Annotated in this window: 9 protein-coding genes; 4 read left to right on the top strand and 5 right to left on the bottom strand. The window is 53.3% G+C overall.

What is annotated here, in order from left to right:
* Positions 1–154 precede the first annotated feature (154 nt).
* The 5 genes from cmk to ansB form a co-directional block, all read right to left on the bottom strand.
* Positions 155–844 (bottom strand): (d)CMP kinase, encoded by a 690-nt coding sequence (gene cmk / locus D9980_RS03855; RefSeq protein ID WP_021804920.1) that lies wholly within the window; start codon positions 842–844, stop codon positions 155–157.
* Positions 845–1,037: 193 nt separating this feature from the next.
* Positions 1,038–2,324 carry a 3-phosphoshikimate 1-carboxyvinyltransferase gene (gene aroA / locus D9980_RS03850; RefSeq protein WP_024484604.1) on the bottom strand — a complete coding sequence of 429 codons (1,287 nt, stop codon included), beginning with the start codon at positions 2,322–2,324 and terminating at the stop codon, positions 1,038–1,040.
* A gap of 116 nt (positions 2,325–2,440) precedes the next feature.
* A complete protein-coding gene (serC, locus tag D9980_RS03845; RefSeq protein WP_024484605.1) occupies positions 2,441–3,526 on the bottom strand; it encodes a 3-phosphoserine/phosphohydroxythreonine transaminase in 1,086 nt (361 codons plus the stop codon).
* Between the two features lie 248 nt (positions 3,527–3,774).
* Entirely contained in the window at positions 3,775–4,467 is a 693-nt protein-coding gene (locus tag D9980_RS03840) for a DUF421 domain-containing protein (protein ID WP_024484606.1), read from the bottom strand.
* Between the two features lie 85 nt (positions 4,468–4,552).
* Entirely contained in the window at positions 4,553–5,599 is a 1,047-nt protein-coding gene (gene ansB, locus D9980_RS03835; protein ID WP_121606468.1) for an L-asparaginase 2, read from the bottom strand.
* A gap of 148 nt (positions 5,600–5,747) precedes the next feature.
* Between ansB and ycaO the strand changes: the two genes are divergently transcribed.
* The 4 genes from ycaO (at position 5,748) to pflA (ending at position 12,289) form a co-directional block, all read left to right on the top strand.
* The gene (ycaO, locus tag D9980_RS03830) at positions 5,748–7,511 is read left to right on the top strand and encodes a 30S ribosomal protein S12 methylthiotransferase accessory factor YcaO (RefSeq protein ID WP_121606467.1); all 1,764 of its coding nucleotides are present in this window, start codon (positions 5,748–5,750) and stop codon (positions 7,509–7,511) included.
* A 524-nt stretch (positions 7,512–8,035) separates the two neighbouring features.
* Positions 8,036–8,896, top strand: a complete 861-nt coding sequence (focA, locus tag D9980_RS03825) for a formate transporter FocA (RefSeq protein WP_121606466.1) — start codon at positions 8,036–8,038, stop codon at positions 8,894–8,896.
* 60 nt (positions 8,897–8,956) lie between these two features.
* Positions 8,957–11,239, top strand: a complete 2,283-nt coding sequence (gene pflB / locus D9980_RS03820) for a formate C-acetyltransferase (RefSeq protein ID WP_065685327.1) — start codon at positions 8,957–8,959, stop codon at positions 11,237–11,239.
* A gap of 309 nt (positions 11,240–11,548) precedes the next feature.
* Positions 11,549–12,289, top strand: a complete 741-nt coding sequence (gene pflA, locus D9980_RS03815; protein WP_024484611.1) for a pyruvate formate lyase 1-activating protein — start codon at positions 11,549–11,551, stop codon at positions 12,287–12,289.
* Positions 12,290–12,419: the final 130 nt, after the last annotated feature.

The following is a 12,419-nucleotide window of genomic DNA, read 5'->3' as shown; positions in this document are numbered from 1 at the left end:
AGCGTCCCGCCGAATGGGGTTGTTTCACATACCTTGCCATTGGCTTCCTGCCGACAAGGTTTAGGTTACAGGGGTAAAATTTTACCCGATATATTCAGTTACTGCTATGCAGTACGATGACAAATATAACAAAAAGCTAAAAACGCCGCCGCGCTTATTGCTGCGGCAACGCCAAAACTTCATGTGCATATGCCAACGCCCGCTGGATCACTTCCTCGATCGACATGCTGGTAGAATCCAACACGAGGGCATCGAGAGCCGGTACCAGTGGCGCAATAGCCCGATTACGGTCACGGTCATCCCGTTCCTTTATCTCGGCTAAAAGACGTTCAAAGTTAACATTAAAGCCCTTTTCCTGCAACTGTAGCATGCGACGATGCGCACGCTCTTCGGAACTGGCGTCAAGGAAAATTTTAACCGGCGCATCCGGGAACACCACCGTGCCCATGTCACGGCCATCGGCGATCAGGCCCGGAGCCTCGCGGAATGCGCGTTGGCGGCGCAGCAGCGCCTCACGAACTCGTGGGAATGCGGCCGTTTGCGAAGCCGTATTGCCAACGGTTTCGGTGCGGATCTCGTTACTGACGTCCTCACCTTCCAAAATAACCTGCAGCTTGCCGTCCTGAGCAACAAAGCGGACGTCGAGATGGGCGGCCAAGGGGACTAACGCCTCTTCAGAGGTGATATCCACCTGATGGTGCAACGCTGCCAGGGCCAAGACGCGATAAATCGCGCCGGAGTCCAGCAAACGCCAACCAAGGGATTCTGCCAGCGCTTTGCACAGCGTGCCTTTGCCTGCACCACTTGGTCCATCAACGGTTATCACCGGAACTGTAGCCGTCATTTCTCTCTCCTTCAGGTAGGAACCTCACAGGAACACGCCCTGCTGTCTGCCCAATTAGGAGCAGATTCGGGGGCGTATTATACGCGCCTGTGGAGTTTACTGTTACCGCGAACTGTCTGATTGCCGAAAAGATGGGCACCAATGCGCAAAAAAGGCCTCAAACGAGGCCCATTGATAACGAATATAGAGAAGATTAGGCCAACTGGCTGATACGCGCCAACTGCTCAAAATAGTCTGGGAAGGTCTTGGCGGTACACTTCGGATCAAGAATGGTCACCGGCGTATCGGACAGCGCCACCAGCGAGAAACACATCGCCATGCGGTGATCGTTGTAGGTACCAATCTCGGCAAACTGCAGCTTGCTTGGCGGCACGACGTGAATGTAATCCTCACCTTCATCGACCTCTGCACCCACTTTGCGCAGTTCTGTTGCCATCGCCGCCAAACGGTCGGTTTCTTTTACCCGCCAGTTGTAGATATTGCGGATGGTGGTCGGCCCGGTCGCGAACAGCGCGGTGGTGGCAATGGTCATCGCCGCATCTGGAATGTGGTTCATATCCATATCGATGCCTTTCAACTCACCGCGGCTACACTCGATAAAGTCATCGCCCCAGGTGATGCGCGCGCCCATTTTTTCCAGCACATCGGCAAATTTGGTATCGCCCTGCACGCTTTTCTTACCGATACCGGTGACACGCACGGTGCCGCCCTTAATCGCCGCAGCAGCCAGGAAATAGGATGCCGAAGAGGCATCCCCCTCCACCAGATAGTCGCCTGGCGAACGGTAAGTCTGCTGCCCACGGATATGGAACACGCGATAGTTGTCGTGCGTGACTTCAACGCCGAAAGTACTCATCAGGTGCAGGGTAATATCGATATAAGGTTTGGAAACCAGCTCACCCAAAATATGGATAGCGGTGTCTTGGGCCGCCAACGGTGCCATCATCAGCAAGGCAGTCAGGAACTGACTAGATACGCTGCCGTCAACGCTGACGTCGCCGCCGCGGAAACCGCCACGCAGACGCACAGGTGGATAATCGGTTTGTTCAAGGTAATCGATTTGCGCTCCGCCCTGGCGTAAGGCATCTACCAGATGGCCGATCGGGCGCTCTTTCATGCGCGGTTCGCCGGTCAACACCACGTCGCCCTCACCCAGGCACAGTGCCGCCGCTAATGGACGCATTGCCGTACCGGCATTACCGAGGAACAGCTCCAACGGCTGCGTGGCGACCAACGGGCCAGCGTTACCCTCTACGGAACAGGTGGTGCGATCGTCGGAGAGTTGGTAACTCACCCCCAGCGCTTGCAAGGCATTCAGCATATGACGCACGTCGTCGCTATCCAGCAGGTTGGTCAGCCGGGTCGTTCCCCGCGCCAGCGCAGCCAGTAGCAAAGCCCGATTGGATACGCTCTTGGAGCCGGGTAAGTTGACGGTGCCATCGACCAAAGCAACCGGTTGTAACGTCAGGGAATCCACCATGTGAACAAAACTCTCCAGAATCTGATAAACGAAACGGCCCCGGGATAATGCCGGAGCCGCTTTAATGCAAAAGGACAACAGCGGTACGACCGCCCGTTCAATGCGGGCGGTGGCAATCAACCATGGCGACGTTCAAAATCGACCATAAAGTCGGTCAGGGTCTTCACGCCCGCCAGCGGCATCGCATTATAGATGGAAGCACGCATGCCGCCTACTACGCGGTGGCCCTTCAGTGCCTGCAGGCCAATGGCTTCTGCTTCGCTCAGGAACACTTTATCCAGCGCAGGATCGGCAAGCTGGAATGGAACGTTCATCCAGGAGCGGTTGGCAATGGCCACGCGGCTACGGTAGAAGTCCGACTGATCGATAGTGCTATACAGCAACTCAGCCTTGGCCTGGTTACGCTTTTGCATTTCCACCAGGCCGCCCTGCTCTTTCAGCCATTTGAACACCAGGCCAGACAGATACCAGGCGAAGGTTGGCGGAGTGTTGAACATCGAGTCATTTTCTGCCAACACGGTGTAATCCAGGATCGACGGGACTTCACGGCGTGCTTTACCCAGCAGGTCATCACGCACGATCACCAGCGTCAGACCAGCGGGACCAATGTTTTTCTGCGCGCCCGCATAGATAACGCCGAAACGGCTGACGTCCAACGGACGGGAAAGGATGGTCGAAGAGTAATCGCCAATCACCACTTTATCGCCAAAGTCTGGCGTTTCATCAATCGCCACGCCGTCGATGGTTTCGTTCGGGCAATAGTGGACGTAAGCCGCGTTATCGCTCAGCTGCCACTCTTTCATTGGCTTGATGCCGCTTAAGCCATCAACGGTGGTTTTAACGTCGATCACGTTTGGCTGGCAGTATTTTTCCGCTTCGGTGATCGCACTGTGCGCCCAGTAACCGCCATCGATATAGTCGGCAGTGGTGTTATCTCCCAACAGGTTCAGTGGCAACGCGGCGAATTGCGCACGGGCACCGCCGTGGCAGAACAGCACTTTATAGTTGGCGGGGACTTTCAGCAGATCGCGCAGATCCTGTTCGGACTGTTCGGCGACGGCGATGAATTCTTTACTGCGATGGCTGATTTCCATCACCGAAGTGCCAAGACCGTGCCAGTTGCACAGCTCTTGTTCCGCACGACGCAACACTTCAACCGGCAGCATCGCCGGGCCTGAGCTAAAATTATAAACCTGAGTCATTTCCCCTCACCACATTCACTGTGCGCCGTAAAAACCGGCTTTCGACATATGCCCGAAGTTAACGCTGATGTTAACCAACTCTATCGGTTTTATCACTCACGTAACCCGGCTGCAATGCTTATTGTTCCAAGGGTGGGAAACTGGCGAGGCCGCAAATAACAGGCTCTGCGGCCTCAGGGTTTATTTGTGCCATAAAACGCTGTGACACTGGCGTATTCAGCGGGTTAACGCGGTTTTTTGTGCTGTATTCAGCTGACCCGGCTATGGGACAGGGCTGCGATCCATTTACGGTTGCCACAGCGTGGGCAGTCGTGTTCCGGTGATGGCGTCAAGGTGGAGATCAGGCTACACATGCCGCAGGCGTAATCCCCCTCCACATCAATCTCAACCACGCTTTTGACGCATTTTGCCGGTAATACCGGTAACCCGGGCCGTACCTGCTCATCCGGGTAAAAATACACCGATATGGTACCGTTCACCTCAAGAATGCCCAATCTCACCTGCCCAAGGTGCTCAACACCGGCCTGACGGAGTTCCATAAAGAACTCATCATGAGTGATATTTTCCCGGCACAGGATGTCCCAATCGAACAGCCCCTCACTGACCAGAATCAACGGCTCACCCTCCATCCAGGTCTGGAGTTTTTGAAAGCGATCCATCAGCCAGGTGGAAAAGCGATACATCACCATGATGGAAACAAACACCATCAGCACCGGTAGCAAAGGAACATCGTGATAAAACGCGACGTCACCAGCGGCGGACCCCAGAGTCAGGATGATCAGCACTTCAAACAGCGACATTTGGCGTACGCCACGCCGCCCGGTCATTTTTAAAAAGATAAATACCAGCAAAAAAGTGAACAGGCAGCGTAGCGCCACCTCGGCCAGGAACTCTGGCGTGGTCTCGTCAAATGCCATTCTTTGGATATCAAATGCCTGCATGAAATCATTCCTGTGAAAAGTGATTTCCTACAGCATAGTCTGGGCGGGGGAAATGGGGGCATTACGCCCCCACTTGAGTCAGGAATCAATACTGATTAAACATCGCCTGGATCAGTTTGGCGTCTTTGGTTTGGGTTAATGCCAGCTGTAGCAAAATTCTCGCTTTTTGCGGATTCAGCGTTCCGGCTGCCACAAAACCGAGTTTAGTATCATCCACTTCCGCATCTTCGGTGGTGGAGCCAGTAGGCACGCGGGAGGAACGCACTACCGCCACGCCGTTATGGGCCGCCGTGGCCAGCGTATCAAACACGGTTTTATACAGGTTGCCGTTACCCACCCCGGCGCTGACGATCCCTTGATAACCTTCGGCGATCAACGCTTTGGCTGGTGCATCGGAGGCATTGGCATAGTTATAGATAATACCAACCGTCGGCAGCGTACTCATCTGGTCGACGTTAAATGGCGTTTCGCTGGTGTGCTTGCGCTGTGGCGAACGTTGGTAGTCAATTTTGCCGTTGTGGATGTATCCCAACGGGCCAAAATTAGGTGACTGGAAAGTCTGTACGCCGGTGGTATTGGTTTTGGTCACGTCGCGGCCATCGAGCACCGTATCATTCATCACCACCAGCACGCCACGCTTGGCCGATTGAGGGTCTGCGGCTGTGACAACTGCGTTATACAAGTTAAATGGGCCATCGGCACTCATGGCCGTTGCCGGGCGCATCGCCCCCACGATCACTACCGGCTTATCGCACTTGACGGTGAGATCAAGGAAATAGGCGGTCTCCTCCAGTGTGTCGGTACCGTGGGTGATCACGAAACCATCGGTTTTGGCACAGTCCGCATTAATTTTCTTGACCAGCTTGAGCCAGACTTCGTCATTCATATCCTGCGAACCGATGTTGACCACCTGCTCGCCCTGCACGTTGGCAACTTTTTTCAACTCCGGCACCGCATCCACCAACGCCTCTACACCCAGTTTACCCGCAGTGTAGTTAGACTTGGTGGCCGAGTCGCCGCCGCCAGCGATAGTACCGCCGGTGGCCAGCAAGGTGATATTAGGTAACGCCAGTGCCGAACCACAAACCCCGGACAACAGTAGTGCCAATACGCTAAGTTTCACTGATTTCATTACGTTTCTCCGTTATTGATAACCCGCTGAATTATCGTCTTTATCCACATAATTACTGTGACATCTGATCGGCTTTCGGAATACGTGGAGCTTGAGAACAAAACCCCGTATCATTGCGCGTTTTTAGTACGCCATATAAGTGAAGACAATGACGCAAACTTTTATTCCTGGCAAAGACGCTGCGCTGGAAGACTCCATTGCCCGTTTTCAGCAGAAATTAACCGATCTGGGTTTCAATATCGAAGAAGCCTCCTGGCTGAATCCGGTGCCACACGTCTGGTCAGTGCATATCCGCGATCGCGATTGCCCGCTGTGCTTCACCAACGGTAAGGGCGCCAGCAAGAAGGCCGCGCTGGCTTCCGCGCTGGGCGAGTATTTCGAGCGCCTGTCGACCAACTATTTCTTCGCCGATTTCTATTTGGGCCAACAGATTGCCGAAGGCGATTTCGTTCACTATCCCAATGAGAAATGGTTCCCGATCCCGGCTGATAACTCACTGCCAAAAGGCATCCTGGATGAGCGCACGCACGCCTTCTATGATCCGGAGCAGGAACTGACAGCCAGCGATCTGATCGATCTGCAGTCTGGCAATAGCGATCGTGGCATCTGCGCCCTGCCATTCACCCGCCAGTCGGATCAGCAGACCGTTTATATTCCGATGAACATCATCGGCAACCTGTATGTGTCCAACGGCATGTCCGCTGGCAATACCGCCAACGAAGCGCGGGTTCAGGGCCTCTCCGAGGTGTTCGAGCGTTATGTGAAAAACCGCATCATCGCCGAGTCCATCAGCCTGCCGGAAATCCCGAGCGAAGTGCTGAACCGCTATCCTGACGTGGTTGAGGCGATCGCCAAGCTGGAGGCCGAAGGCTTCCCGATCCTCTCTTATGATGCCTCGTTAGGCGGCAACTACCCGGTGATCTGCGTGGTGTTGTTCAACCCCGCCAACGGCACCTGCTTTGCCTCCTTTGGTGCTCACCCTGATTTCGGAGTCGCACTGGAGCGTACCGTTACCGAGCTGCTGCAAGGCCGCGGCTTGAAAGATCTGGATGTGTTTACCGCCCCGACCTTCGACGACGAAGAAGTGGCCGAGCACGCCAACCTGGAAACTCACTTCATCGATTCCAGCGGTTTGATCTCCTGGGATCTGTTCAAACAGGATGCCGACTATCCGTTTGTCGACTGGAGTTTCAGCGGCAGCACGCAGGAAGAGTTCGCCACCCTGATGAGCATCTTTAATAAAGAAGATGCCGAAGTGTATATCGCCGATTACGAGCACCTGGACGTGTACGCCTGCCGCATCATCGTTCCGGGGATGTCCGACATCTATCCGGCAGAGGATCTGCTGCTGGCAAACAACAGCATGGGCGCACACCTGCGTGAAACCCTGCTGCAACTGCCGGGCAGCGAATGGGAACCAGAAGAGTACCTGGCTCTGATCCAGCAGTTGGATGATGAAGGACTGGACGATTTCACCCGCGTACGTGAATTGCTGGGCATTGCGTCAGGTAAAGACAACGCCTGGTACACCCTGCGCGTCGGCGAACTGAAATCCATGCTGGCACTGGCCGGTGGCGATCTCGAGCAGGCACTGATCTGGGCCGAGTGGACGCAGGAGTTCAACGCCTCGCTGTTTACCCCGGAGCGCAGCAACTACTACCGTTGCCTACAGACGCTGTTGCTGTTGGCGTTGGAGCCAGAACGCGATCCTGCTCAATATCACACGGCCTTCGTGAAGATGTATGGTCAGGATGCGGTTGATGCGGCCTCTGCAGCCATGAGCGGTGAAGAGCGCTTCAACGGCCTGTTTGCCATCGACAGTGATTTGAAAGCCCTGCCGGCCCACCAAGCGCTGTTGGCGGCTTACGAAAAACTGCAAACCGCTAAACGCCGTCACTGGGCGCAGGCATAAGCCTGATTGCTGAGTTTGGCAGTAGGGGCGCCGCATGCTGCGCCTTTATGTTGTGAGCCAATGTAGTTGGTCATCAATTGGATTGATACGCCGGTAGAACCTTACCGGCGTTACTCCCAAAGAAGCAGCCTTGATTCGGTTGCCGATCAAAAAAAAGCAAACCCTGGCGTTGAATGTTTTTATCAAAAGCGCACTTATCAGCCAACAGGATAATTAAATCGCCAATTGTTACGCCGGTGTGAAATATTAATTAACCATCAATTAATGCTTATTCATCAAAAAGCGACAATAAGTACAAAAACTTAACCCTTCCCAGCCCAAAACGCCGTTAACTTCAAAATTATTTGTAAACATTAAAAAATATTTTTTACATAAAAATCAACAATATAACTCAATAAACCCTACTAATTTTGCGGTTTTAAGCCGTTTTACTTCCGCGCGTTATGATCCAAGTCAATTTTTACCCTATACTGCTTTGCTAGTATCTCAGTGTGTTGTAATAACCCTTAAGAGCGAGAGTTAGTGTGAGAGCTGACAACCCCTTCGATATGCTGTTACCTGCCGCGATGGCGAAAGTTGCCGAGGATGCGGGGGTGTATAAAGCCACCAAGCATCCGCTGACGACTTTTTATTTAGCGATCACCGCAGGTGTGTTCATTTCTATCGCCTTTGTTTTTTATATCACAGCGACCACCGGCACCGCCGCCATTCCTTTCGGCCTCGCCAAGCTGGTGGGTGGTATCTGCTTCTCCATGGGGTTAATGCTGGTCGTCGTCTGCGGGGCGGACCTGTTTACCTCCACCGTACTGACCGTGATTGCCAAAGCCAGCGGGCGTATTACCTGGGGGCAACTGGCCCTTAACTGGTTAAACGTCTATGTTGGCAACCTGATTGGTGCCCTGTTCTTCGTTGCTCTGATCTGGTTCTCTGGCGAGTATATGGCAGCCAATGGCCTGTGGGGTTTGAACGTATTGCAAACCGCCGACCATAAACTGCACCACACCTTTATCGAAGCCGTCTGTCTGGGCATCCTGGCTAACCTGATGGTTTGCCTGGCAGTCTGGATGAGCTACTCCGGCCGCAGCCTGATGGACAAGATGTTCGCCATGATCCTGCCGGTAGCCATGTTCGTTGCCAGCGGCTTTGAGCACAGTATCGCCAACATGTTTATGATCCCTATGGGTATAGTGGTTAAGCATTTTGCCACGCCAGAGTTTTGGCAAGCCGTGGGGGCAGCACCCGAGCAATTCGCTCATCTGACCGTAAGCAACTTTATCATCGACAACCTGATCCCCGTCACCATCGGTAACATCATTGGCGGTGGTCTACTGGTTGGGTTGACTTACTGGGTAATTTATCTGCGTGGCGGCAAACAGAATCACTAATCTGTTGGCCGGCACGGCGCCGGGTTTACAAAGAAATCCACATTAGAAGGTAGGTGTATAATGACCGAACTTAACGAGAAGTTAGCGACCGCTTGGCAAGGTTTCAGCGAAGGTGACTGGCAGAAAGAAGTCAACGTACGTGACTTCATCCAGAAAAACTACACTCCTTACGAGGGCGATGAATCCTTCCTGGCTGGCGCAAGTCAAGCCACTACCACTCTGTGGGACAAGGTTATGGAAGGGATCAAACTGGAAAACCGCACCCATGCGCCAGTTGATTTCGATACCAACGTCGTCTCCACCGTGACTTCTCATGATGCGGGCTATATCAACAAAGATCTGGAAACCATCGTTGGTTTGCAGACCGATGCTCCTCTGAAACGCGCGCTGATCCCATTCGGCGGCATCAAGATGGTTGAAGGTTCATGCAAGGTTTATGGCCGTGAACTGGATCCACAAGTGAAGAAAGTGTTCACCGAATACCGCAAAACCCACAACCAGGGCGTATTCGACGTTTACACCAAAGACATCCTGAACTGCCGTAAGTCTGGCGTGTTGACCGGTCTGCCAGATGCATATGGCCGTGGCCGTATCATCGGTGACTACCGTCGCGTTGCTTTGTACGGTATCGACTTCCTGATGGCCGACAAGCTGAACCAGTTCAAGTCTCTGCAGACCCGTCTGGAAAATGGCGAAGATCTGGAAATGACCATCCAGCTGCGCGAAGAAATTGCTGAACAGCACCGTGCCCTGGCTCAGATTAAAGAAATGGCCGCCAAATACGGCTACGACATTTCTGGCCCAGCCAGCACCGCTCAAGAAGCCGTACAGTGGACCTACTTCGGCTACCTGGCCGCGGTGAAATCCCAGAACGGTGCAGCCATGTCCTTCGGCCGCGTATCTACCTTCCTGGACGTGTTCATTGAGCGCGATATCAAGGCCGGTAAACTGACCGAACTGCAGGCGCAAGAACTGATCGACCACCTGGTCATGAAACTGCGTATGGTTCGCTTCCTGCGTACTCCTGAGTATGATGAGCTGTTCTCTGGTGACCCAATCTGGGCAACAGAATCCCTGGCTGGTATGGGTGTTGATGGTCGTACGCTGGTAACTAAAAACAGCTTCCGCTTCCTGAACACGCTGTACACCATGGGGCCATCTCCAGAACCAAACATGACCATCCTGTGGTCTGAAAAACTGCCGTTGAACTTCAAAAAATACGCCGCGAAAGTGTCTATCGACACCTCCTCCGTACAGTATGAAAACGACGACCTGATGCGCCCAGACTTCAACAACGATGACTATGCCATCGCCTGTTGCGTCAGCCCGATGATTGTCGGTAAGCAAATGCAGTTCTTCGGTGCGCGTGCCAACTTGGCGAAAACCATGTTGTACGCAATCAACGGCGGCGTTGATGAAAAACTGAAAATGCAGGTTGGCCCGAAAGAAGCCCCAATGATGGACACCGTGCTGGACTATGACAAAGTCATGGAACGTATGGACCACTTCATGGACTGGCTGGCCAAGCAGTATGTGACCTCGTTGAACATCATTCACTACATGCACGACAAGTACAGCTATGAAGCTGCGCTGATGGCTCTGCATGACCGTGATGTTTATCGCACCATGGCTTGTGGTATCGCGGGTCTGTCCGTAGCTGCCGACTCCCTGTCTGCCATCAAGTACGCCAAAGTATCCACCATCCGTGACGAAGACGGCCTGGCTGTCGACTTCAAAATCGAAGGTGAATATCCGCAGTTCGGTAACAACGATTCTCGCGTAGATGACATCGCTTGTGACCTGGTAGAACGTTTCATGAAGAAAATTCAGAAACTGCGTACCTACCGTAATGCGGTACCAACTCAGTCCGTGCTGACCATCACCTCTAACGTGGTTTATGGTAAGAAAACCGGTAACACCCCAGATGGCCGCCGTGCTGGCGCTCCATTTGGTCCAGGTGCCAACCCAATGCACGGCCGCGATCAGAAAGGTGCTGTAGCCTCCCTGACCTCCGTAGCCAAACTGCCGTTTGCCTATGCGAAAGATGGTATCTCTTACACCTTCTCCATCGTGCCTAACGCGTTGGGTAAAGATGACGACGTGCGTAAAGCCAACCTGGCGGGTCTGATGGATGGTTACTTCCACCACGAAGCGTCCATCGAAGGCGGTCAGCACCTGAACGTGAACGTGATGAACCGTGAAATGCTGCTGGACGCGATGGAAAACCCTGAGAAATATCCTCAGCTGACCATCCGCGTATCGGGTTACGCAGTGCGTTTCAACGCGTTGACCAAAGAACAGCAACAAGACGTGATTACTCGTACTTTCACCCAGTCGATCTAATCGCGGTTTCTCCGGGGCGGATCGTTCTGCCCCGCTGAACAAATCTTACCAAGGCCGGATATTCCGGCCTTTTTACTAAGTACTCCCTGACTCTGGTCTTGAGTCTGTTTTGCCAGGTATCTACGCTGCTGCTTAGCCTGTGATAGGTATATACTGCATGGATATCTGGCAAAACAGTGATCCGGTACGTAACCGGCCAACAGGAATCGTTTTACCTGGCGCCTTTTTTCGCCACATCGTTGATCCCTGCCTGGCGGTTACCAGCCTATTTTAGACTGCGTTTGACAGTCGATTTTGGAGAAACCCGCAATGTCCTTGAAAGGCCGCATCCACTCTTTCGAATCCTGTGGCACCGTTGATGGCCCAGGTATCCGCTTTATCGTGTTCTTCCAGGGTTGCCTGATGCGCTGCCTGTACTGCCATAACCGCGATACCTGGGACACCCACGGCGGCAAAGAGGTCACGGTTGAAGAGCTGATGACCGATACCGTAGCCTACCGTCACTTTATGAACGCTTCCGGCGGTGGCGTAACGGCATCCGGCGGCGAAGCGATCCTGCAGGCCGAGTTTGTCCGCGACTGGTTCCGCGCCTGTCACAAGGAAGGGATCAGCACCTGTCTGGACACCAACGGTTTTGTCCGCCGTTACGACCCAGTGATCGATGAGCTGCTGGATACCACCGATCTGGTGATGCTCGATCTGAAACAGATGAATGACGATATTCACCAGAACCTGGTAGGCGTTTCCAACCACCGCACGCTGGAGTTTGCCCGTTATCTGGCCAAGCGTAATCAACGCACCTGGATCCGCTACGTGGTGGTGCCGGGCTGGTCTGATGATGATAAATCGACGCATCTGCTCGGTGAGTTCACCAAGGATATGACCAATATCGAGAAGATCGAGCTGTTGCCTTACCACGAGCTAGGCAAGCACAAATGGATAGCGATGGGTGAAGAGTACAAACTGGACGGCGTTCATCCGCCGAAGGCCGACACCATGGATCGCGTGAAAGGGATCCTGGAAAGCTACGGCCATAAAGTGATCTATTAAGCTCCCGCAGATGTCCTAACCTTCTTCCTGTGAGCAGTCTCTTGATCAGGTCCCCTGTTCAAGAGACTTCGCCAACATTGCGGTTGAACTGCTTTTTTGCAAAATACATTAATAAATAACACTTAACAAA

The sequence above is a fragment of the Serratia sp. 3ACOL1 genome (genome assembly GCF_003668775.1).
In the GTDB taxonomy this organism is placed as follows: Bacteria; Pseudomonadota; Gammaproteobacteria; order Enterobacterales; family Enterobacteriaceae; genus Chania; species Chania fonticola.
Note: the sequence above shows the minus strand (reverse complement) of the source record. Positions and strands in the feature narration are given on the sequence as shown.